Raw genomic sequence first — 21,119 nt, 5'->3', positions numbered from 1 at the left:
GGATGGCTTTCGCATGAAGCGGCCCCGTTTTCTACCCGACAATTTCACCCTGATACTCATCGGGCTGGTCGTGCTGGCCAGCTTCCTGCCGGTGCAAGGCGATGCCGCGCACGCCGCCGAACTGCTCACCAACCTGGCCATCGCCCTGTTATTCTTCCTGCATGGAGCCAAGCTCTCGACCCGGGCCGTCATCTCCGGACTGGGGCACTGGCGGCTGCATGGACTGGTGTTCGCCTGCACCTTCCTGCTGTTCCCCATCGTCGGACTGGCGCTCAGGCCCGTCCTGGAGCCGGTGATCGGCGCCGAACTGTACAAGGGGATGCTGTATCTGTGCGCACTGCCCGCCACGGTGCAATCCGCCATCGCCTTCACCTCGATGGCGCGCGGCAATGTGCCGGCGGCCATCTGCTCGGCCGCCACGTCCAGCCTGGTTGGCATCTTCGTCACGCCAATGCTGGTGCTGCTGATGCTGGGCGCGGCCGTGCAAAGCATGCCGCTGGGCGAGGCGATCGGCAAGATCACGGTACAGTTGCTGGTGCCCTTCGTCGCCGGCCAGATCTGCCGCCGCTGGATCGGCGCCTGGATCGACAAGAACAAGGCATGGCTCAAGTACGTGGATCAGTGCTCGATCTACCTTGTGATCTACACGGCCTTCAGCCGGGCCGTGGTCGACGGCCTGTGGAGCCATTTGCCTTTCTGGCAGCTCATCGCGCTGATCATTGCCTGCTGCGTACTGCTGGCCATCATTCTGGCGATCATCAGCTTCGTCGCCAAGCGCCTGGGCTTCAATATCGAAGACCGCATCACTATTCTTTTCGCAGGCTCCAAGAAAAGCCTCGCCACGGGCGTGCCCATGGCGCAGGTAATGTTCAGCGGGGCGGCCATGGGCACCCTGCTGCTTCCCCTGATGATCTTCCACCAGATCCAGCTGATGGTCTGCGCCGTGCTCGCCAAGCGCTATGGCCAGCGCCCCGAGGACTGAATGCGCTGAAAAGAAAGAGGAAGCACTCGATGAGGCCCCCTCTTCATTCCGTACGCTCAGCGTTTTGCGAACATGCCCGTCAGCGCGCCCAGCAGCGGGGACGATCCCAGCGACTCCAGCTTTGCCAGATCAGCTTCCCCATTGGGCGTCGCCTGGTCCACCAGGCTGGGCAGCATGGAGCTCAGATTGCCCAGCACCGAATTCAGGTCCAGGCCCGAGCCCTTGGCCAAGGCGCCGAGCATGTCGGCTCCCAGGACCGATTGCAGTTGCTCGCCCGAAACAGGCAGATTGGGGCCCGAGCCGATCCACGAAGCCACTACTGCTCCCAGGCCCCCCTCGCGGAATTTCTCCAGCAGGCCGGGGATGCCGCCTGGAAACGCCTTGACCTGCTCCAGCAGCACAGGCAGCAGCGCTGCCTGCTGGGAAGTCTGCGCATTGCCTGCGCCAAGCGCCGAGACGACGGAATCGAACAAACCCATGAATGAACCTCGCGAGCGGAATGGTGAAAATCAAACCGGAAAAACCGGCGGAATGTGCGAAGTCTAATGGATTTACTTCCACACGAATGCCAAGCATTGTCATTCTTTCCGGTATAGTACGAAAAAAAACGAAGGGACCACTCACAGGAGAAGTCAATTGCTAATCGGCATACCCCGTGAAACGGCGCCGGGTGAAACCCGTGTTGCCGCCACACCTGAAACCGTCAAGAAATACATCGCGGCCAAACATACCGTGCTTGTGGAGAGAGACGCAGGCCTTGCGGCGCGCTATACCAACGAAGCCTATGAGCAGGCAGGCGCGCAACTGGTCGATACGGCGCAGGCGCTGGGCGCGGAACTCGTGCTCAAGGTGCGCGCGCCCAGCCAGGGCGAGCTGCCCGCCATGAAATCCGGCGCCGCCCTCGTCGGCATGCTCGACCCCTTCAACGCCGAAGGCCTGGCTGCGCTTGCACAGGCGGGCCTGACCTCCTTCGCCCTGGAGGCCGCGCCGCGCACCACGCGCGCGCAAAGCCTGGACGTACTGTCGTCGCAAGCCAACCTGGCAGGCTACAAGGCGGTGCTGCTGGCCGCCAACCACTACGGCCGCCTGCTTCCCATGATGATGACAGCCGCGGGCACGCTGAAGGCCGCCCGCGTGGTCGTGCTGGGCACGGGCGTCGCCGGTCTGCAGGCCATCGCCACCGCGCGCCGCCTGGGCGCCGTGGTCGAGGCATCCGACGTGCGCCCGGCCGCCAAGGAACAGGTCGAGTCCCTGGGCGCCAAGTTCATCGACGTTCCCTTCGAGACGGACGAAGAACGCGAAATCGCACAGGGCGTGGGCGGCTACGCGCGTCCCATGCCCGCGGCATGGATGGCGCGCCAGGCCGTGCTGGTGTCCGAGCGCTGCAAGCAGGCCGACATCGTCATTTCCACGGCCCTGATTCCCGGCCGCCCGGCGCCCACGCTCATCAGCGAAGAGACCGTCCAGGGCATGAAGCCGGGTTCGGTCATCGTCGACCTGGCCGTCGAGCGCGGAGGCAACTGCCCTCTGTCCGAAAAGGACAAGATCGTGGAGAAGCACGGCGTCACCCTGGTCGGCCTGTCCAACCTGCCCGCCCTGCTGGCCACCGACGCCTCAGCCCTGTACGCCCGCAACGTGCTGGATTTCCTCAAACTCATCACCGATGCCGACGGCAAGCTGGCCATCCGCCAGGACGACGACATCGTGGCCGCATGCCTGGTCACGGCAGACGGCAAAGTCACCAGGAGCGCCTGATGGAAGCAGTCAGCCCCACCCTCATCAACGTCATCATCTTCGTGCTGGCCATCTACGTGGGCTTCCACGTGGTCTGGAACGTTACGCCCGCGCTGCACACGCCGCTGATGGCCGTCACCAACGCCATCTCCGCCATCGTAATCGTCGGCGCCATGCTGGCCGCCGCCCTGACCGAAAGCAGCCTGTCGCGCTACATGGGCGTGTTCGCCGTGGCGCTGGCCGCCGTCAATGTATTCGGCGGCTTCCTGGTCACGCGCCGCATGCTTGAAATGTTCAAGAAGAAAGAGAAGAAGACCGCAGGCAAAGGAGCGCAAGCATGATCTCGATGAACCTGGTCACGCTGTTTTACCTGGTCGCCTCGGTGTGCTTCATCCAGGCGCTCAAAGGGCTTTCCCACCCGACGACTTCGCGTCGCGGCAACCTGTTCGGCATGGTCGGCATGGCCATCGCCATCCTGACCACGGCGGCCCTCATCGTCGGACTGGCCCGCGAAGGCACGGCCGGCATCGGCCTGGGCTGGGTGGTGCTCGGCCTGCTGGTCGGCGGCAGCGTCGGCACCGTCATGGCCAAGCGCGTCGAAATGACCAAGATGCCCGAGCTGGTCGCCTTCATGCACAGCATGATCGGCCTGGCCGCCGTCGCCATCGCCGTGGCCATCGTGGCCGAGCCGCAGGCCTTCGGCATCGTCAACCCCGACGGCAGCATCCCGCTGGGCAACCGCCTGGAGCTGTTCATCGGCACCTTCGTCGGCGCCATCACCTTCTCCGGCTCGGTCATCGCCTTCGGCAAGCTGTCCGGAAAATACAAGTTCCGCCTGTTCCAGGGAGCGCCCGTCACGTTCGCCGGCCAGCACATGTTCAACCTGCTGCTCGCCATCGCCATGGTCGCCGCGGGCATCTGGTTCGTCATGACACAGCAATGGACGCCTTTCATCATCATGACGGCCATCGCCTTCGTGCTGGGCGTGCTCATCATCATCCCCATCGGCGGAGCCGACATGCCCGTAGTGGTGTCCATGCTCAACAGCTATTCGGGCTGGGCCGCGGCCGGCATCGGTTTCTCGCTGAACAACCCCATGCTCATCATCGCCGGATCCCTGGTGGGCTCGTCGGGCGCCATTCTGTCGTACATCATGTGCAAGGCCATGAACCGCTCGTTCTTCAACGTGATCCTGGGCGGCTTCGGCGCCGAGGCCAGCGCATCGGGCGGCGGTTCGCAAGAACAGCGCAATGTGAAGTCGGGCAGCTCCGACGATGCCGCCTTCCTGCTCAGCAATGCGGAAACCGTTGTCATCGTTCCGGGCTACGGCCTGGCGGTTGCGCGCGCCCAGCACGCACTGAAGGAACTTGCGGAAAAACTCACGCACCAGGGCGTCACCGTCAAGTACGCCATCCACCCGGTGGCGGGCCGCATGCCGGGCCACATGAACGTGCTGCTGGCCGAAGCCGAAGTCCCGTACGACCAGGTCTTCGAAATGGAAGACATCAACAGCGAGTTCGGCCAGACGGACGTCGTGCTGGTGCTGGGCGCCAACGACGTGGTCAACCCCGCCGCCAAGACCGACCCTCAGTCCCCCATCGCGGGCATGCCCATCCTGGAGGCCTACAAGGCGCGCAACATCATCGTGAACAAGCGCTCCATGGCGGCGGGCTATGCCGGCCTGGACAACGAGCTGTTCTACATGGACAAAACCATGATGGTCTTTGGCGACGCCAAGAAAGTGCTGGAGGACATGGTCAAGGCCGTCGAATAGGAACCTTATGTCCGGCATGCCGCATCGCACGGTGACGCGGCATGCTCCTCCAGAAACCACGGGGCCTGCCTTCCAACCGACCGCAGGCCACTGGCCTACATCTCCCGCCGGAAAGCACCATGAGCCATCATGATCCCGATCTCCAGATCACCGCGCCGCTGGAAATCCTGTCCGTCCTGCGTTCGCTCGAAGAACGCAACACGCTGATCCATCTGCATGTGCCGGGCCGACAACTGGCCATCATCACCACCGTGCTCCAGATCGACGATGGCAAGCAGACCATCATCATCGACAATGCATCGGAAGACGACCTGAACAATCGCCTGCTGCGGGCCTCTAGCCTGTCGATGGAAGCCCAGCTCGACAGGATACGCATCCTGTTTTCCGTGAACGGCGTGCGAGCGAGCATGTTCGACGGCAAGCCGGCGCTGGAAATCCCTTTCCCAGACAGCATCACCCGCCTGCAGCGCAGGGAATACTATCGCATCGATATTCCGCTGTCGGATACCGCCACCTGCGCGATGCAGCTGCCGGTGCAGCCCTATACCCTCAAGCTGAGCATCCGCGACATCAGTTGCGGCGGCCTCAGTCTGCTCGACCAGGACCATGTGCTGGAAAAATCCCTGGGAACCGTGTTCGACTACTGCACGCTGCAATTGCCGGAACAGCCGCCGCTGAAGCTGTCGATGAAAGTCGTGCGCGCCGTACCGGAAAAGCTCGCCAACGAAAAAGTGATACTTCGCGTCGGTTGCGCCTTCATCAATATTTCAAATCCCGCGCGCATGCAGCTGCAGCGCTACGTCAGCCAGTTGGAGCGCAAGGCCATCGCGCGCCAGCGAGGGCTGGACTGAACGCGAGAGCCGCGCCCTCCGGGATGCCGGACACACAAAAACCTGCGTCACGGCGCAGGTTTTTGCTTTATTCCCTCCGGACACGCGGAAAGCATCCGCATGCCCAGCCAGGGACAGCAGCCCGCTTACAGGCCGCCCACGCTCAGGTACTTCAGGTTCAGGTAGTCGTTCAGGCCGTAGACCGAGCCTTCGTGCCCCATGCCGCTTTCCTTGATGCCGCCGAAAGGGGCGACCTCGGTCGTGATGATGCCTTCGTTGATGCCGACCATGCCGTATTCCAGCGCGGCGGACACTCGGAACGTGCGCGCCAGGTCCCGGGTATAGAGATAGGCGGCCAGGCCGAACTCGGTGTCGTTGGCGGCTGCGATCACTTCCTTTTCGTCATGGAAGCGGAACAGCACCGCCAGGGGACCGAAGGTCTCCTCGCGCGCCACCGACATGTCCGCCGTGGCATCCGCCAGCACCGTAGGTTCGAAGAAGCTTTGCCCCAGGGCATGGCGCTTGCCGCCGGCCAGGGCGCGCGCGCCTTTGCCCAGCGCATCGCTTACATGCTCCTCGACCTTCTCGACCGCCGCTTCGTTGATCAGCGGCCCCTGCTCTACGCCGGGCTCGAATCCGCTGCCTACCTTCAAGGCCTTGACCCGCTCCGCGAACTTCTCGGCGAAGGCATCGTAGATGCCGTCCTGAATATAGAAGCGGTTGGTGCAGACGCAGGTCTGGCCTGAATTGCGGTACTTGGCCGCCACCGCACCTTCGACGGCGCGATCCAGGTCGGCATCGTCGAACACGATGAAAGGCGCGTTGCCGCCCAGCTCCATCGACATCCGCTTCATGGTGGATGCCGACTGCTCGTACAGCAGCTTGCCGACGCGGGTCGAGCCGGTGAACGTGATCTTGCGCACCAGCGGGTTGGCTGTCAGCTCGCCTCCGATTTCCGACGAAGAGCCTGTCAGGATATTGACGACGCCGGCGGGCACGCCGGCCTTTTCCGCCAGCAGCCCCCAGACCAGGCCGCAGTACGGCGTCAGTTCGGCCGGCTTGACCACGATAGTGCAGCCTGCCGCCAGCGCGGCGCCCAGCTTGCGGGCGATCATCGAGAAAGGGAAGTTCCACGGTGTGATGGCCCCCACCACGCCAACGGGCTCCCGCGTGACCAGAAGGCGACGGTCCTTCCAGGGCGACGGAATGATATCGCCATTGATACGGCGCGCCTCTTCGGCGAACCACTGGATATAGGAGGCGCTGATCGATACTTCGCCGCGCGCTTCGTGCAGCGGCTTTCCCTGCTCCAGCGTCAGCATCTGCGCCAGCGCTTCGATGTTCTCGCGGATCAGCCGCGCCATTTCATGCAGCATGGCGGCGCGTTCCGCCGCGGTACGGCCGGACCAGTCGGCAAATGCCGCATGGGCCGCTTCGATGGCGCGCCGGGTTTCCGCCTTGCCGCAAACGGGAATCGTGCCGATGACCTCTCCGGTGGCCGGATTGGCGACTTCATGGGCCTTGCCGCTATCCGCGCCGACCCAGGCGCCTCCGATCAGGCTCGCTTCGCGCATCCAACCGGAATTCCTCACTGCTTCCTTCATCCTGTTCTCCTGGTTCCGTGTTCGGCCTGCATGGCCGCGACACCGGCCAAGGTCGGCCCCGCCATGCCGCATCCTCTGTTGCGGCAACCGGCGTTATGACCGGAAAATTCCCACAACAGGTAGATCGTTCATTATAATGAACGACGTTCTGAATAATGTACGCCCATCAAGGATGCCATGTCAAGCAGCCATACAACCCGCAAGCGCCCTCCTCTTGCCGTCAAGCCCGCCGTTCCCGCCGTCGAACGGGCCACCCGGCTGCTGGACATGGTCGCGCTGAGTGACGAACCCGTCACCATCAGCGGCGCCGCCCGCGACCTGGGGCTGGCCAAAAGCACGGCGCACGGCCTGATCAACACCCTGGTCGAGCTGGGGCTGCTGGAACGCAGCGGTCCGGGCGTCGTCATGGGCGGCCACGTCATGTTCTGGGCCAACGCCTTCATGGCAAGATCCGACCTGGTGGCGGAATTCGTCCGCCTGTGGGACGACGGCGGCCAGGACCTGAATTCGGAAACCGCGTCGCTGACCATCCTGGACGGACTGGACGTGGTCTACATCGCCTCGCAGCACGGCACAGACCCTCTGGGCATCACGTTCAAGACCGGCATGCGGCTCCCCGCCGCCTATACCGCGACCGGCAAAGCCATCCTCGCCACCCTGCCGGACGCCGCGATCCGCCAGCTCTATGCGCAAGGCCTGCCCCCGTCCATGACGCCGCACTCGGTCCGGTCGGTGGACGCCCTGATCGCGGAATTGACGGACGTGCGCAAGCGCGGCTATTCGATCGACGACCAGCAGATCCGCGAAGGCATGGTGTGCTTCGGCGCGCCCGTCTATGACTTTTCGGGAAAGCGCGCGGTCGGCGGCATTGCGCTGAGCACCCACATCAGCCGGCTGGACGACGCGCAAAGAGAAGACATGGGCCGCAAGGCGGTCCGCCACGCGCAACGGCTGTCGCGCCGCCTGGGTTTTCACCAGGAAGGCGGAAACTGAGCCCGGGCAATCAGGGAAGGTACGCCTGAATTCCGGAAGCTCTCTCGCTGCAGCCCCCTAGCCATGTTCATTGCTTGCGCTCACGCGGCAGGCCAGGAAGATGCAACTCGCAACAATAGATAATCTATGATTTTATAAAAATCATGCATTATTTATTGACGCTTCGTGCATGCCTTGTGATAATCCATCGGACATCCAACCATCCCGAAGGAGGAGACATGAAAAAAACAGCCCTGGCCTTGACGGCCGCCCTGGCGTTATCGAGTTTCATCACCCACGGCGCTTCAGCAGCGGCATTTCCCGACCGCCCGGTGCGTATCGTAGTGCCGGCCACGGCAGGCGGCCCCAGCGATCTCGTGGCCCGCCTGATGGCCGAGCGCCTGGGCAATCTGTGGGGGCAATCGGTCGTCGTGGAAAACCGTACCGGCGGAGCGCAGATGATCGCCGCGCGGGCCGTAGCGACGGCCGCGCCGGACGGCTACACCCTGCTGCAAGGCACGTCCAATATGGCGACCAATCCCATCTTCCACAAAGAGATGCCTTATGACCCGGCCGATCTGATCGCCGTTATGCGCACGCACTCGACGCCCATGGCGCTGGTGGTGCATCCTTCGCTGCCCGTGGATTCGGTGGAGTCCCTGGCGGCTTATATCAAGAAACAGCCCGCCGAACTGTCTTTCTCCACGACAGGCATGGGAAGTTCTCAGCAATTGGCCATGCTGCAACTGCAGCAGCTGGCGAAACTGCCTCCCATGACGGAAGTTCCATACCAGGGAAGTTCGCAAGGGCATCCCGATCTCATTTCCGGCCGCGTGCAGCTCACCATCGATCCCGTCGCGGCGGTCGGCCCGCATATTCGTTCCGGCGCGGTCAAGGCGCTGGCGGTGACGACCTCCGAGCGCCTGCCCTCCTTCCCCGATATTCCCACCTTCGCGGAGAGCGGCTATCCGGGCGTCGACCTGGGAGGATGGGGAGGCGTCTTCGTGCCTTCAGCCACGCCACGCCCCATCGTCGAACAGTTGCGCGCCGCCGTGGGCCAGGTGCTGGAGCAGCCCGACGTCCGCCAGCGCATGCTGGACATGGGCATGGTGGCGCAACCCGACAAGGACGACGCGTTCCAGGGCTTCGTCCTGTCCGAGCGGGAGCGCCTGGCCAAGGTGGTGGCGGATGCGGGCCTGAATCCGCATGAGAAGAAATAGGCAGGCCGCCAGTCCTGGCGTCCCTGTCCCCCGGGCCCGGGAGACTCCCGGGGATCAGGACAGCGCGTCGAGATAGCGCTGCAATATCACGGCCGCGGCCATGGCGTCATCGGCCGCATTGGTGCCCAGCATCTGCTGGGCTTCCATGCTGGAGCCGCGCTCGTCCACCAGTTCCACCTTCAGGCCGAAACGGCCGTGCAACTGGTTGGCGAAGCGGCGGCAGCGCAGTGATGCATACTGCTCTTCGCCGTCCATGGTCAGCGGCAGGCCGACGATGACGCGCTCGGGCTGCCACTCGCGCAGCAAGGCCTCGAGCTGGGCGAAGCGCTGCTCGCGCGTGACGGGCGAAAGTATGCGCAACGGACGGGCCTGGCGCGTCAGCGTGTTGCCGATGGCCACGCCGATACGCTTTACCCCGTAATCGAATGCCAGCAGGGTTTCCTCAGGCATGGCCGACATCGCCTGCGAGCATCAGCGGATCGATGCCCAGCTTGGCCAGAGCCGCGGAATAGCGCTGCTCGGACGGCACGTCGAACAGGATATCCTCCGAGGAGGACACGTTCAGCCACGCATTCTGCGCCATCTCGCTTTCCAGCTGCCCTGCTCCCCAGCCCGCGTAGCCCAGCGTCACCAGCACGCGGCCCGGCCCCTTGCCCTGGGAGACATCCTGCAGCACATCGCGCGAGGTGGTCAGCGCCAGGTTGCCGAGATGGATGCTGGAGTTGTATTCGCCCGCCGGCTCGTGCAGCACGAAGCCGCGGTCGGTCTGCACCGGGCCGCCGAAAAAGACCGGCGCCTGCTGCGAGGCGGAGCCTTCCTGTGCGGGCTCCAGTTCGATGCGCTTGAGCAGATCCCCCACCGTCAGATCCGTCGGGCGGTTGATCACCAGGCCCAGCGCGCCGTTTTCATTATGCTCGCACACATAGATGACTGTATTGGCCAGCGAGCCGGATACCACGCCCGGCATCGCTACCAGAAACTGCCCGGAGAAATCCACACGCCCCGTGGCGTCTTGTTCCACTGTCGCACTCATGGTTGATTCCTCCTGTTGAAAAGTACCCTACACTGCGCCAGGCATGGATGACCCGAAACGGACCGCCACACCCGGGCTTCGCGCCGCGCTCAGACCTCGATCAGCTCGAAATCTTCCTTGCGCGCGCCGCACTCGGGGCAGACCCAGTTGGGAGGGACATCTTCCCAGCGCGTGCCGGGGGCGATCCCTTCTTCGGGCAGACCCGCTTCTTCATCATAGATCCAGCCACAGATCAGACACATCCACGTCCGCATAATATATTTCTCGCAAAATTCATAAATCCCATCGCATCTACTATAAACAAACCTGTATCGGCGCGAACGGGATGCCTACATTAAAATAGGGGCAACTTTATCAAATCCAATAGCGACGCGCTGAAGCGACGCATTCCTATAGAAGATATTCCACCACCGTGCCAGCCGCCTCCCCTCCCGTCATTCTTGCCTTCGGCCCTTTCGATCCCAGTGGATCGGGCAACCTCCCGGCCAACGCCATCACAAGCACGAAGCTGGGCTGCCACACACTCAGTGTACTGACGGCCCTGCATGTACAGGATACCGCCGTCATCGAGGAAATCCATCCGCTCTCTCCCGAACTGATCGACGACCAGGCCCGCCTGCTGCTGGAAGACATGCGCGTGCAAGCCATCTGCGTCGGCCCCCTGTACACCACATCGGCCGTCAGCGTACTGGCCCAGATCGCCGCAGACTACACCGATGTCCCCCTGGTGCTGCACCTGGGCAAGCTGCCCGACGAAAGCCTGATGGAAGGGGCGGATCCCGACGATACGCTGGCCGCCATCCTGGAGCTGCTGCTGCCGCAGACGGACATCGCTATCGCCGATCATACGCTGCTGGAGCAATGGCGCACGCAGGGCATGCTTCCCGGCAACAACGACCCCCAGCAGATCCTGCTCGATCATGGCGCCTCCTGGGCGCTGAGCACGGCGGCGCCGCTGCGCCAGGGACAGCACAGCTATCTGCTGAGCAGCCAGGACAACGACACCTTCCACTGGCCATGGACTCCCCCCGTCGCCCGCCTGAGCGACCCCGACGGCCCCCTGGTCGCCGCCATCGCCGCCAATACGGCCCAGGGCCTGCCGATGCCGCAAGCCGTCAAGCAGGCCGTTGCGTCCTCGGGCGAGCTGACCCGCCACACATTCCAGCCCGGCATGGGCAATCGACTGATCAACCGCAGCGCCTGAATCGCCATGACATCCACTTCCAGCGCAATTCCCCGTTTTCCCAAAGGCGTCTATGGGCTGACGCCCGAATGGCCGGAACTCGACCGCCTGGCCCTGGCGATCGAACAGGCGGCCTCGGGCGGCATGACCGCCCTGCAGTGGCGCCGGAAAACGCTCGATGCCGCCAGCAGCCGCAGCCAGGCCCTGGAGATCGGCGCGCTGTGCCGCTCGCTCGGCGTGCTGTTCCTCGTCAACGACGACTGGAAGCTCGCCGCGGCCGTGGGTGCAGACGGCGTGCACCTGGGCCGCGATGACGGCGAACTACGCCAGGCCAGAGCAGAGCTAGGCGATGGCATGATCCTGGGCAAGTCCTGCTACAACGACCCCGCGCTGGCGCAACAGGCCATTGCCGATGGCGCCGACTACATCGCCTTCGGCGCCGTCTATCCTTCTTCCACCAAGCCTGGCGCTGTGCGCGTCACGCTGGAGCAAATCCGCCAGGGGCGCTCCCTTGCCGAAGCCGCCCGGCAGGACGGCACACGGCCGGGTGTCGTCGTCATCGGCGGCATCACCGAACACAACGCCGCGCCTGTGGTAGAGGCTGGCGCCGACAGCCTGGCCATGATCCAGGGGCTGTTCGACACGCCGGACATACGCCGGACGGCGTTGGCCTGCAGGCAGCTTTTTGTCGCCTGACTCCATAAAGGGCTATGCTATAGGGTTGTCGCGGGCGGCATGCCGTACCGCACGCCGTTTTCCCATTCACAAGATCAAGATCGCGAGTCTGCCCCATGTCCCGCAACGACCAATTGTTCGAACGCGCCAGCCGGACCATCCCCGGCGGCGTCAACTCCCCCGTCCGCGCCTTCCGCTCCGTCGGCGGCACGCCGCGCTTCATCCAGCGCGCGCATGGGCCTTACGTATGGGATGCCGACGACACGCGCTATATCGACTATGTCGGCTCATGGGGGCCGGCCATCCTGGGCCACGCGCATCCTGAAATCGTCCGGGTCGTGCAGGAAGCCGCCGTGCATGGACTGTCGTTCGGCGCGCCTACCGAAGGCGAGATCGAGATCGCCGAAGTCATTGCGGCGCGCCTGCCCTCGATAGAGAAGGTGCGCCTGGTCAGCTCCGGCACCGAGGCCACCATGTCGGCCATCCGCCTTGCGCGCGGCCACACGGGCCGCAACAAGATCATCAAGTTCGAAGGCTGCTACCACGGCCACGCCGACAGCCTGCTGGTCAAGGCCGGCTCGGGCATGCTGACCTTCGGCAATCCCACCTCCTCGGGCGTGCCTGAAGAGTTCATCCGCCATACCCTGGTGCTGAACTACAACGATCTCGCTTCCGTCGAAGCCGCGTTCGCCACGCACGGAGACGACATCGCCTGTATCATCGTCGAGCCCATCGCCGGCAACATGAACCTGGTCAAGCCCGCCGCCGGCTTCCTGGAGGGCCTGCGCACGCTTTGCACCCGGCACGGCGCCCTGCTGATCTTCGACGAAGTCATGACCGGTTTCCGCGTAGGCCCGCAGGGCGTGCAGGGACTGACCGGCATCACTCCGGACCTGACCACGCTGGCCAAGGTGATCGGCGGCGGCATGCCCGTCGGCGCATTCGGCGGCCGCGCCGACATCATGGACAACGTGGCCCCCCTGGGCGGCGTCTACCAGGCGGGCACGCTGTCGGGCAACCCTGTTGCCGTCGCCGCGGGCCTGGCGACGCTGGAGTTGCTGGCCAAGCCCGGCTTCTACGAATTCCTGTCCAGGCAGTCGGCGACGCTGGCCAACGGCCTGACGGAACGCGCCCGCGCCGCAGGCGTTTCGTTCTGCGCCGATCACGTCGGCGGAATGTTCGGCCTGTATTTCCGCGATGCCGTCCCGACCACGCTGGACGAGGCGGCCGATAGCGATATCGAAACCTTCAAGCGCTTCTTCCACGCCATGCTGGACAAGGGCGTGTATCTCGCTCCCTCGGCATTCGAAGCCGGCTTCGTTTCAGCCGCGCACGATGACGCCGTCATCCAGGAAACGCTGGACGCGGCGGAACAAGTGTTCGCGCAGTTGAAGGGCTGAAACAACCTTGCTCTCGTCGCCATGACGACACCGTCGCCGATACCAACCGACAGGCCTCATTCGGCAACCCCTGCCCTGAAATGAAAAACGTCCGCCATGCGAGTTGCAGCATGGCGGACGTTTTCCATTCTTGTTCAGTCATGCCAGACTATGGAGCAGCCTCCTGATCGGCTTCCTCCTGCTCCCGCTTCTTCTCCATGAGCAGGCTGTGCAGCATTTCGCTCGACAGGCCGTGCAGCACCAGGCGATGTCCCGCGCGCAGCGTGGACAGCGGCACCAGCGGGTGCTTGTTGTTCACCAGGATGAGGTGTTCCGGCGCCCGCAGCAACTGCGCGGCATAGATGCCGATGGTCTCGTCCAGCTGCAGCGAATTCGCGGCGCGCCAGAAGTCATTGTCGGTCAGCAGCAACTGGTACAGCGGCGTGAACAGCTCGATGGCGCTCTGCAAGTCCAGCACATTCGTTTTCCCGCGCGGCATGCCCTCCAGCGCCAGCGGCGGCTCCCGCAGCATGGAGAAATCCAGCCGTTCCGGCGCATGCATTTCGAGACCGGCATCGCGCAGCGCCTGGTTCAGGCGGATCACGAAGTTGTACAGATTGATGTCATGCTTGACGAACAGGTGGTCGCGCAGGTCTTCGATGCACAGCGGCTCCAGCGGCGAAGTCTCGATGGGCGCGGGCGAGTTCCTGCCGATGAACGCCAGTATCTGCGCCCCCAGATGGAAATGCCGCAGGATCAGCCAGTTGGCTTCCGGCGACACGAAGCGCTTCAGGCCCCAGACCAGGATGCGGTGCAGCAGCGCCGACTGCTGCCAGCGGCGCGGGATGAAGGTCTTGACGATCTGGATCAGGATGATCATTGCCCGGGCCAGCGGTCGCAGGAAAGGCAGCAGGTATTGGCGCGAACCCGAGCTGGAGTCGACCAGCCATGCCTGCTTGACGTGGTCCGGCAGCGGCGTGCTGTTGTCCAGGTAGGATGCCAGCCAGGGGTTGGGATCCTGCGGATCATGGCCCTGGGCCAGGAAGTCCGGCGTTTTGCTCATGCTTTTTTCCTTCAGGACTCGGTTACGTGCTGGAACTGCATCAGGTACAGCGCAGCGGTGCGGCGCGCCGTTTCGGCAATGCTGCGCTCGACCCGGCCCCGGTCGTCGCACGCCAGAGCGATCGTGACCGCCGACAGCCAGCGTTCCAGATGGTGTTCGTCGTTCATGCCATGGTACTCCAGGAAGCGGAAGGCATCCGGAGACAGAGGCAGCGTAGCGCGCAGCAGCGGCAGCAGGGCCGGCACGATGCGCTGGCCGGTGCCCTCGATGATGTAGATGGCGCCCAGCAGGCCGATCGGATCCTTCCTGGCGGCCAGGGCATGCAGATAGGCATTCAAGGCCTCGCCGCCCGGATTGCGCCGCAATTGCTCGATGCTCTCCGCCTGCCCCCCGGCCTTGCGGTAATCATTGAACAACACATTGAAATCGTCCTGCTCGTCGCCCGCGTGCAGCTCGATCAAGGCCGCCAGCGGCGCGTAGGTCTCCGACAAAGATGCCGCCGCCTCGCGCATCCAGCGCGAGCCTTCTCGCACCTGGGGAATCCAGTTCGCCATCCAGTTGACATAGCCCGGGGGATCGATGGCTCGCTCGCGCACGCTGCGCACCAGCGGCGTGCGCCAGACCCTGGAGCGGTAGTCGTGCCAGATGGCGGCCAGTTCGGCCAGCAGCGGTCCCAGGCCTTCCGGCGCCTTGGCCGGATCGTGCGGCGGCGCAATCTCGTCGAGATCGGCAGCGCGATGCGGCTGTGCGACGGCAACCCGGCCAAGCGGTTCGCCCGGCGCCGCGTCGGCGGACGCATCTTCCACCTCGAACAGCAGATAGGCCGCCGTGAATCGCCCCGACTCCGGCACGTAGCAGAAGATCTGCTCGCCGGCGGCCAACTGGCGCGTCTGCAGGAACTCGGACAACATGATCAGGATGGATGCCGCGCCCGTATTGCCGCGCCACGCCAGGTTGTTGTACCAGCGCTCGCGCGGGATGGACAGCCCCGCTTTCTGCATCAGGTTGTCCACCACGGGAATGAATTTCTCGGAGGAGTAATGACACAGAAAATGCGACACCCTGGCCGGATCGACCCAGCCATCCCGCACCAGCGTGGCGTACTCATGGATGCCGATATCGAACAGGTGCGGCAGCAGGCGGATGTCCTGGCGCAGCGACAAGGCGCCGGCGGCTTCGGCTTCCGACCATGACGCGTAATCCAGGTGCCCTTGCTTGCGGTCGGCCGTCAGCCCCATCTGCATGCAGACCGGATAATCCCCGGAAAATGATCGCTGGTGGATCCACTTCAAGCGGATGCGCAAGCCGCCGGGCAGCGCCTCGCCGGCCTGGGGCTTGCCGCCCAGCAGCAATGCGCCAGCGCCATCGGACAGCATCCAGCGCAGGAAATGCGCATCGAAATCGGCTTCGTAGCCTTGCGCGGCGAAGCGCGACCGCTTGAACAGACGCGACGGCATTTCGCTGGCGACCGCCACGCCCTGCCCATGCGTACCCAGCTCGATACCCTGCGCCACGGCCTGGATGGCGGACACGCCCGCCCCGCAGACGCCATGCACCGACAGCGTTTCCATGGGCGGCGCGGCCAGCTCGCCCTGGATCATGTTGGCGAATCCCGGCACCAGCGCATCCCCGCCAGACGAGCCGCTGGCCAGCAGCGACACATCGGCTAGCGAGATCCCGGCGCGCTGCAGGCAATCGCGCACCGCGTGCGCTGCCATGGAGGCATTGGTGAACACAGTATTGCCCACCTCATCCAGCGCGTAGTAGCGCTGCTTGATGCCGTTTTCCGCGAGGATGCGCTGCTTGATGCGGCCCGAGGCGCGATTCAGGGGAGCGACGAAAGCATCCATCCGTTCATTGTCCACCGGCTCCCCGGGCAGGAAAGCGCCTGCGCTCTTCAGATAGACACGATCAAAAACGACGGGCATGGGAAAGCTCCTGTTGGGAAGATGGTGTTGCGTCCGCGGACGAGTCCGGCATCAGCGAACGGCTGCGGCATCCGGGCAACGCCAGGCCGAGCCAGAAAGTACGGAACATATAGGGAAGAAGGCCGCGTTCGTTCAGCGCCGGATGCACCCTGTGGCGATAGCGCTCGGCATGCAGGCGCGTCAGCTTCGACCAGTGCGCGCGGGAATGCTCGTGATGCGCAGTATGCAGGCCGATATTGAACAGCAGCGGATTGACCAGCCCTTCGAAATTGCGCGCATAGTTCAACTGGGGCACGCCGTGCCTGCTGGCATGGGAGCCATCGGCATGCGCATGCTGCAGGTAATTGGTGGCCAGCAGCCAGTGCAGCCCATGCAATTGCGGCAGGATCACGAACAGCAAGGCCTTACCCGGATCCATCCACAACAGCACAGACCACGAACCGAGCCACGCCACGTACTGCAGCAGGCAATAGCGCCACACGCCCGGCCAGTGCCGGCGCAGGCTGCCCAGCCAGCGGAAGATATGCGGATACAGCGCGCCGACCGCCTGGAACGGATGCCACAGATAGCCCCACAGATGGTTGGTATCGCCGAAGCGATAGGTGCGCGTGACGTCCTTCTCGCCATGCTTGTGGCGATGATGGTTGGCCACGTGCGACGGCCAGAACACACACGTGGGATGCCCCTGCAGCAAGGTCAGCCAGAAATCGGTCAGGCGATTCAGCCGGCGATTGCGCCACATGCGCAAATGCGTGTGGTTGTGGTGTATGACGCCCACGCCCAGCGTCAGGAACAGCAGCAGTCCGTACATCCACCAGACGAAGCCGTGCACCCACTGCCAGCCCGCCAGCGCGGGAAACGCCAGCATATAGGCCACGCTCTGCCAGTCACGCCGGTGCCGCAGGCGCGGCAGCCATCGCCCCGTCCCGACGTTCTCATCCGGCACCCTGCCCCTCCTGCCTGCCACGCTTGCGCTCGTGCATGACAAAGTGCCGCTGCGCGGCATCGGCGGCCAGGCGCGTGCGGAAAAGCCTGTCCATGAAAGTGAACTGGAAACCGTAGTTGCCGTTGTAGCAGGCATGATGCAGATGGTGCCTGCGGCTGGCGGCGAACCAGTGGCTGTATCCCACGCTGGACACGAAATCGTAATTCGCATGGCCGATGCAATTGAAGAACAGACTGAACAGCGGCACCGACAGCAGCGACCAGAAGCTGAAATCGTGCACCACCATCGGCAGCAGGATGACGTTGCCCAGCATCAGCGCCTCGATGGGATGGAAGCTGTAGGTGGAGAACGGCGTCGTGACGACGGAGCGGTGATGCGGCAAGTGATAGCGGCGCAGCCAGCGCGTATGCAGCAGACGATGATTGATCCAGAAATGCACGTCATTCCAGATCACCAGCGCCAGGATTTCCAGGCAGATGCGCAGCGCCGAGGCATCATGATGAAGCTGCGCCCAGCCCAGCTGGATCAGGCCCCACGGAAAAATCATGCCAAGACCGAAGATCAGCACAGACACGCCCGACTGCAGCAACTCCTGGCGCAATTGCCCCGGCTGCAGGGGCCTGGGATCCAGCACGCGGCCTATGCCCAAGGCCGGCAGCAGCCGGTGAGTCAGCAGCCAGGTGGCGGCGCCGAACACCAGATAGATGCCGCCGAAGAAAACCAGCCCCCAGAGCATGACTTCCCAGGCGGACAGCGATTCAAATACTCGTCCCATGAAAGACCATCGATGCGCATCATGGCGCGCGCCATGCGTGTGTTACAGGATTGCGATAGTAACGGCTCCAGCCGCCGTTTCCGCGCAATTTACAATTGCTGACGCCAGCCGCATAATGAAAATACCGCCATGCGCTCGCGGCACATGACGGTATGTCCAGGCAAGCCGGCTCTCCGATGCCTGCGGCGTCAGAGTTTCTGCGTCTCTCCCGCCGTCGGACGCCACGACAGCAGTTTGTCCTCGACCAATGTGACGATGCCGTCCAGCACCAGCGCGAATACGGTCAGCACCACGATGCCGGCAAAGACCGTATTGATGTCCAGCGTGCCTTCCGCCTGCAGGATCAGGTAGCCGACTCCGCTGGCCGAGCCCAGGTATTCGCCCACCACGGCGCCCACGAACGCCAGGCCGACCGATGTATGCAGGCTGGAGAAGACCCAGCTGGTCGCCGACGGAATATAGACGTGGCGCAGCAGCTGCTTGCGGTTGGCGCCCAGCATGCGGGCATTGTCCAGCAGCGTGGTGCTGACTTCGCGCACGCCCTGGTACACGTTGAAGAACACGATGAAGAACACCAGCGTGACGGCCAGCGCCACCTTGGACCAGATGCCCAGGCCGAACCACATGCCGAAGATCGGCGCCAGGATGACGCGCGGCATGGAGTTCATGGCCTTGATGTAGGGATCGAGGATGGCGCTGGCAAGCGGCGAAAGCCCAAGCCACAGGCCGCAGGCCAGTCCGGCCACGGTGCCAATGACGAATGCCAGCACGGTTTCGGACAAGGTGACGCCCAGGTGCCTGTAGATATCGCCATTCGTGACGAACCAGGACCAGATGACCTTGACCACCTGCAGCGGCTGGCCGAAGAAGAAGGCGATGTTGCGATCCAGGGTCAGGAAGTGCCATGCCAGCAATACCGCCGCCAGCAACAGCACCTGCCACAGGCGCATTGAAAAAGTCGAATATTTCCTTGCCATACTAAACCCGCTTCTGTTGGGCATAGCCCTTCAGGACTTCTTCCCGCAGGACATCCCAGATTGCCTTGTGAAGTTCCACGAAACGCGCATCGTTGCGCACTTCGGCCACGTCGCGCGGCCTGGGGATATCGATCTCGAACTCGCCGATGGGATGCGTGGCGGGGCCGGCCGACAGCACGATGACGCGGTCGCTCATTGCGATGGCCTCGTCCAGGTCGTGCGTGATGAACAGCACCGCCTTGCGCTGCGCCATCCAGATGTCCAGCACCTCGTTTTCCATGAGCTGGCGCGTCTGGATGTCCAGCGCGGAGAACGGCTCATCCATCAGGATGATGTCGGGATCGCGGATCAGCGTCTGCGCCAGCATCGCGCGCTTGCGCATGCCGCCGGACATCTGGTGCGGATAGCGATTGCCGAAGCCGCCCAGTCCGACGCGTTTCAGCCATTCGTTGGCGCGGCGATCCGCCTCGTCCTTGGGCACGCCCGCAAACTCCAGGCCGGCGGTGACGTTATCCAGGGCGCTGCGCCAGGGCAGCAATGCATCGCCCTGGAACATGTAGCCCGCGCGCTTGTTGATGCCCTTGAGCGGTTCGCCAAAGACCTTGACCTGCCCCGATGTCGGCTCCAGCAGGCCGGCGCCGACATTGAGCAGGGTGGATTTCCCGCACCCCGTCGGGCCGACCACCGACACGAACTCCCCCGGCGCGATGGCCAGAGTGGAGTTCTTGACAGCGGTATAGCCCTTGGAAGCATCGTCGCGCGATGCAAAGGTGCACGTAATATCGTCGAGTAAAAGTGCTGCTTCAGCCATTGGGGTATTTCTGGTTTGCTTTCTCTGCGAATTCATTGGTCCAGATCTTGGACAGATCGATGGTGTCGGGCTTGAAGTCCGGCACGAATGCGGCCAATGCGCTCAACGCCGTCTTGGGGCCGTCTTCGGGCACCAGACCGTCCGGCGACAGCGCCTCGCGGTTGCCTTCCAGCGCCAGCTTGTACAGATCGGGATCGCCCAGCAGGAACTGCTCGGGCACGACCTTGGCGATGTCGTCGGCGCTGGCCGACTGGATCCACTTGTTGGCACGGACGATGGCATTGGCCAGCGCCTGCGTCGTGCCGGGATTGCGGTCGATGAAGTTCTGCGACGTGTACAGCGTGGCCGCCGGCATGTTGCCGCCGAAAATGGTGCGGGTATCCTTCAGCGTGCGCGTATCGGCGATGATGTTCAGCAGGTCTTCCTTGACCAGCGTGCTGATGACGGGATCGAGGTTGGCGATGGCATCGATCTGCCCCGTGCGCAGCGCCGTGATGGCGCCAGCGCCCGCGCCGACGCCGATGAAGGACACGTCGCTGGGCTTGAGGCCATGCTGCGCCAGGAAGAAGTTGGCCATCATGTTGGTGGACGAACCGGGAGCCGTCACGCCGATCTTCTTGCCCTTCAGGTCGGCCGGCGTCTTGTAGTTCGGCACCGTCTTCTTGGACACGCCCAGCACGATCATCGGCGCGCGGCCCTGCAGCACGAACGAACGGTAGTGCTGGCCCTTGGACTGCAGGTTGATGGGATGCTCGAACGCGCCGGACACGACGTCGGCGCTGCCGCCGACCACAGCCTGCAGGGCGCGCGAACCGCCGGCGAAGTCGACCACCTCGACCTTCAGGCCTTCATCCTTGAAGTAGCCATTCAGTTCAGCAATGCTCAGCGGCAGGTAATAGATGAGCGCTTTTCCGCCCACGGCGATGGTGACGTCTTTCTTGTCGACCGTTTGTGCGATGGAAAAGCCCGGGATGGCGGATACGGCGCCGGCCGCGCCTGCCAGCTTCAACAATTGACGGCGTGTCAATGACATGGTTTCCCTCCTGTTGGGATTTTACATTGTGGAGTGATTGGCGAATCTCTGCCGCCGGGCCGCCTCCTGATGCCAACGAGCCGAAGGCGCGGCGGGGGAGCATTTTGCGCATGATACAGGAATAGCCACGGCGTACTCATGGGGTATTCCACTAAAACCTTGACATCCTCCCCTCCCGCTCGCTGACGCTCGCCGCCCAA

The 21,119-nt window shown here is 63.8% G+C and carries 22 protein-coding genes; 10 read left to right on the top strand and 12 right to left on the bottom strand.

The genetic code is table 11. The annotated features are described in order from the left end of the window. The first annotated feature begins 13 nt into the window (after positions 1–13). A complete protein-coding gene (locus EV686_RS03360; RefSeq protein WP_132473451.1) occupies positions 14–982 on the top strand; it encodes a bile acid:sodium symporter family protein in 969 nt (322 codons plus the stop codon). 56 nt (positions 983–1,038) lie between these two features. On the opposite strand, the gene EV686_RS03355 is transcribed toward EV686_RS03360, so the two are convergent. Beyond that, entirely contained in the window at positions 1,039–1,461 is a 423-nt protein-coding gene (locus tag EV686_RS03355; RefSeq protein ID WP_132473449.1) for a YidB family protein, read from the bottom strand. A gap of 157 nt (positions 1,462–1,618) precedes the next feature. Between EV686_RS03355 and EV686_RS03350 the strand changes: the two genes are divergently transcribed. From EV686_RS03350 to EV686_RS03335, 4 genes are all read left to right on the top strand, one after another. Further along, a complete protein-coding gene (locus tag EV686_RS03350; protein WP_132473447.1) occupies positions 1,619–2,737 on the top strand; it encodes a Re/Si-specific NAD(P)(+) transhydrogenase subunit alpha in 1,119 nt (372 codons plus the stop codon). Beyond that, positions 2,737–3,057, top strand: coding sequence for an NAD(P) transhydrogenase subunit alpha part 2 (locus EV686_RS03345; RefSeq protein WP_132473445.1), 321 nt, complete (start codon positions 2,737–2,739; stop codon positions 3,055–3,057). The genes EV686_RS03350 and EV686_RS03345 overlap by 1 nt, the downstream gene beginning before the upstream one ends. Further along, positions 3,054–4,490: an NAD(P)(+) transhydrogenase (Re/Si-specific) subunit beta gene (locus tag EV686_RS03340; protein WP_132473443.1), complete on the top strand. Its 1,437-nt coding sequence runs from the start codon at positions 3,054–3,056 to the stop codon at positions 4,488–4,490. The genes EV686_RS03345 and EV686_RS03340 overlap by 4 nt, the downstream gene beginning before the upstream one ends. Positions 4,491–4,609: 119 nt before the next feature. Continuing rightward, positions 4,610–5,341 (top strand): flagellar brake protein, encoded by a 732-nt coding sequence (locus EV686_RS03335; RefSeq protein ID WP_165972479.1) that lies wholly within the window; start codon positions 4,610–4,612, stop codon positions 5,339–5,341. 125 nt (positions 5,342–5,466) lie between these two features. On the opposite strand, the gene EV686_RS03330 is transcribed toward EV686_RS03335, so the two are convergent. Then, positions 5,467–6,924 carry an NAD-dependent succinate-semialdehyde dehydrogenase gene (locus tag EV686_RS03330; RefSeq protein WP_132473439.1) on the bottom strand — a complete coding sequence of 486 codons (1,458 nt, stop codon included), beginning with the start codon at positions 6,922–6,924 and terminating at the stop codon, positions 5,467–5,469. A gap of 177 nt (positions 6,925–7,101) precedes the next feature. Here EV686_RS03330 and EV686_RS03325 point away from each other — a divergent pair, with 177 nt between their 5' ends. After that, positions 7,102–7,917: an IclR family transcriptional regulator gene (locus tag EV686_RS03325; protein WP_132473437.1), complete on the top strand. Its 816-nt coding sequence runs from the start codon at positions 7,102–7,104 to the stop codon at positions 7,915–7,917. Positions 7,918–8,135: 218 nt separating this feature from the next. Then, a complete protein-coding gene (locus EV686_RS03320; protein WP_165972478.1) occupies positions 8,136–9,116 on the top strand; it encodes a Bug family tripartite tricarboxylate transporter substrate binding protein in 981 nt (326 codons plus the stop codon). 54 nt (positions 9,117–9,170) lie between these two features. Here EV686_RS03320 and ruvX read toward each other — a convergent pair whose 3' ends face one another. The 3 genes from ruvX to EV686_RS03305 all read right to left on the bottom strand — a co-directional run bounded on the left by ruvX (position 9,171) and on the right by EV686_RS03305 (position 10,403). Further along, positions 9,171–9,566, bottom strand: a complete 396-nt coding sequence (gene ruvX, locus EV686_RS03315; RefSeq protein WP_132473433.1) for a Holliday junction resolvase RuvX — start codon at positions 9,564–9,566, stop codon at positions 9,171–9,173. After that, positions 9,559–10,149 (bottom strand): YqgE/AlgH family protein, encoded by a 591-nt coding sequence (locus EV686_RS03310; protein WP_132473431.1) that lies wholly within the window; start codon positions 10,147–10,149, stop codon positions 9,559–9,561. Before EV686_RS03310 ends, ruvX begins: the two co-directional genes overlap by 8 nt. An 89-nt stretch (positions 10,150–10,238) precedes the next feature. Then, positions 10,239–10,403, bottom strand: coding sequence for a rubredoxin (locus tag EV686_RS03305; RefSeq protein ID WP_102068856.1), 165 nt, complete (start codon positions 10,401–10,403; stop codon positions 10,239–10,241). Positions 10,404–10,561: 158 nt separating this feature from the next. On the opposite strand from EV686_RS03305, the gene thiD reads away from it, so the two are divergent. The 3 genes from thiD to hemL all read left to right on the top strand — a co-directional run bounded on the left by thiD (position 10,562) and on the right by hemL (position 13,407). Beyond that, the gene (thiD, locus tag EV686_RS03300) at positions 10,562–11,353 is read left to right on the top strand and encodes a bifunctional hydroxymethylpyrimidine kinase/phosphomethylpyrimidine kinase (protein WP_132473429.1); all 792 of its coding nucleotides are present in this window, start codon (positions 10,562–10,564) and stop codon (positions 11,351–11,353) included. A 6-nt stretch (positions 11,354–11,359) separates the two neighbouring features. Further along, positions 11,360–12,028 carry a thiamine phosphate synthase gene (thiE, locus tag EV686_RS03295; RefSeq protein ID WP_132473427.1) on the top strand — a complete coding sequence of 223 codons (669 nt, stop codon included), beginning with the start codon at positions 11,360–11,362 and terminating at the stop codon, positions 12,026–12,028. A 95-nt stretch (positions 12,029–12,123) separates the two neighbouring features. Beyond that, on the top strand, positions 12,124–13,407 hold the full coding sequence (gene hemL, locus EV686_RS03290; RefSeq protein ID WP_132473425.1) for a glutamate-1-semialdehyde 2,1-aminomutase: 1,284 nt from the start codon (positions 12,124–12,126) through the stop codon (positions 13,405–13,407). 148 nt (positions 13,408–13,555) lie between these two features. On the opposite strand, the gene EV686_RS03285 is transcribed toward hemL, so the two are convergent. From EV686_RS03285 to EV686_RS03255, 7 genes are all read right to left on the bottom strand, one after another. After that, positions 13,556–14,449 (bottom strand): DUF6999 family protein, encoded by an 894-nt coding sequence (locus EV686_RS03285; RefSeq protein ID WP_132473423.1) that lies wholly within the window; start codon positions 14,447–14,449, stop codon positions 13,556–13,558. Positions 14,450–14,460: 11 nt separating this feature from the next. Continuing rightward, complete coding sequence (locus EV686_RS03280; protein ID WP_132473421.1) at positions 14,461–16,377, bottom strand: iron-containing redox enzyme family protein; 1,917 nt, start codon at positions 16,375–16,377, stop codon at positions 14,461–14,463. After that, entirely contained in the window at positions 16,361–17,245 is an 885-nt protein-coding gene (locus EV686_RS03275; protein ID WP_243650735.1) for a fatty acid desaturase, read from the bottom strand. The genes EV686_RS03280 and EV686_RS03275 overlap by 17 nt, the downstream gene beginning before the upstream one ends. 67 nt (positions 17,246–17,312) lie before the next feature. Continuing rightward, positions 17,313–18,098, bottom strand: coding sequence for a sterol desaturase family protein (locus EV686_RS03270; RefSeq protein WP_132473417.1), 786 nt, complete (start codon positions 18,096–18,098; stop codon positions 17,313–17,315). 188 nt (positions 18,099–18,286) lie between these two features. Beyond that, positions 18,287–19,075: an ABC transporter permease gene (locus tag EV686_RS03265; RefSeq protein ID WP_132473415.1), complete on the bottom strand. Its 789-nt coding sequence runs from the start codon at positions 19,073–19,075 to the stop codon at positions 18,287–18,289. A 1-nt stretch (position 19,076) separates the two neighbouring features. Further along, positions 19,077–19,886, bottom strand: a complete 810-nt coding sequence (locus EV686_RS03260) for an ABC transporter ATP-binding protein (protein ID WP_132473413.1) — start codon at positions 19,884–19,886, stop codon at positions 19,077–19,079. Continuing rightward, positions 19,879–20,919, bottom strand: a complete 1,041-nt coding sequence (locus tag EV686_RS03255; RefSeq protein ID WP_132473411.1) for an ABC transporter substrate-binding protein — start codon at positions 20,917–20,919, stop codon at positions 19,879–19,881. The genes EV686_RS03260 and EV686_RS03255 overlap by 8 nt, the downstream gene beginning before the upstream one ends. Positions 20,920–21,119 lie beyond the last annotated feature (200 nt).

Origin of the sequence: Paracandidimonas soli (assembly GCF_004342005.1) — a bacterium.
Classification (GTDB): Bacteria; Pseudomonadota; Gammaproteobacteria; order Burkholderiales; family Burkholderiaceae_B; genus Paracandidimonas; species Paracandidimonas soli.
This window is presented reverse-complemented; position numbering and strand designations above follow the sequence as displayed.

Bases quoted from the DNA above. Each gene is read 5' to 3' on its own strand.
- EV686_RS03360 (WP_132473451.1), top strand. From the start codon at position 14: ATGAAGCGGCCCCGTTTTCTACCCGACAATTTCACCCTGATACTCATC.
- EV686_RS03355 (WP_132473449.1), bottom strand. From the start codon at position 1,461: ATGGGTTTGTTCGATTCCGTCGTCTCGGCGCTTGGCGCAGGCAATGCG.
- EV686_RS03345 (WP_132473445.1), top strand. From the start codon at position 2,737: ATGGAAGCAGTCAGCCCCACCCTCATCAACGTCATCATCTTCGTGCTG.
- EV686_RS03340 (WP_132473443.1), top strand. From the start codon at position 3,054: ATGATCTCGATGAACCTGGTCACGCTGTTTTACCTGGTCGCCTCGGTG.
- EV686_RS03335 (WP_165972479.1), top strand. From the start codon at position 4,610: ATGAGCCATCATGATCCCGATCTCCAGATCACCGCGCCGCTGGAAATC.
- EV686_RS03330 (WP_132473439.1), bottom strand. From the start codon at position 6,924: ATGAAGGAAGCAGTGAGGAATTCCGGTTGGATGCGCGAAGCGAGCCTG.
- EV686_RS03325 (WP_132473437.1), top strand. From the start codon at position 7,102: ATGTCAAGCAGCCATACAACCCGCAAGCGCCCTCCTCTTGCCGTCAAG.
- EV686_RS03320 (WP_165972478.1), top strand. From the start codon at position 8,136: ATGAAAAAAACAGCCCTGGCCTTGACGGCCGCCCTGGCGTTATCGAGT.
- ruvX (WP_132473433.1), bottom strand. From the start codon at position 9,566: ATGCCTGAGGAAACCCTGCTGGCATTCGATTACGGGGTAAAGCGTATC.
- EV686_RS03310 (WP_132473431.1), bottom strand. From the start codon at position 10,149: ATGAGTGCGACAGTGGAACAAGACGCCACGGGGCGTGTGGATTTCTCC.
- EV686_RS03305 (WP_102068856.1), bottom strand. From the start codon at position 10,403: ATGCGGACGTGGATGTGTCTGATCTGTGGCTGGATCTATGATGAAGAA.
- thiE (WP_132473427.1), top strand. From the start codon at position 11,360: ATGACATCCACTTCCAGCGCAATTCCCCGTTTTCCCAAAGGCGTCTAT.
- hemL (WP_132473425.1), top strand. From the start codon at position 12,124: ATGTCCCGCAACGACCAATTGTTCGAACGCGCCAGCCGGACCATCCCC.
- EV686_RS03285 (WP_132473423.1), bottom strand. From the start codon at position 14,449: ATGAGCAAAACGCCGGACTTCCTGGCCCAGGGCCATGATCCGCAGGAT.
- EV686_RS03280 (WP_132473421.1), bottom strand. From the start codon at position 16,377: ATGCCCGTCGTTTTTGATCGTGTCTATCTGAAGAGCGCAGGCGCTTTC.
- EV686_RS03275 (WP_243650735.1), bottom strand. From the start codon at position 17,245: ATGCTGGCGTTTCCCGCGCTGGCGGGCTGGCAGTGGGTGCACGGCTTC.
- EV686_RS03270 (WP_132473417.1), bottom strand. From the start codon at position 18,098: ATGGGACGAGTATTTGAATCGCTGTCCGCCTGGGAAGTCATGCTCTGG.
- EV686_RS03265 (WP_132473415.1), bottom strand. From the start codon at position 19,075: ATGGCAAGGAAATATTCGACTTTTTCAATGCGCCTGTGGCAGGTGCTG.
- EV686_RS03260 (WP_132473413.1), bottom strand. From the start codon at position 19,886: ATGGCTGAAGCAGCACTTTTACTCGACGATATTACGTGCACCTTTGCA.
- EV686_RS03255 (WP_132473411.1), bottom strand. From the start codon at position 20,919: ATGTCATTGACACGCCGTCAATTGTTGAAGCTGGCAGGCGCGGCCGGC.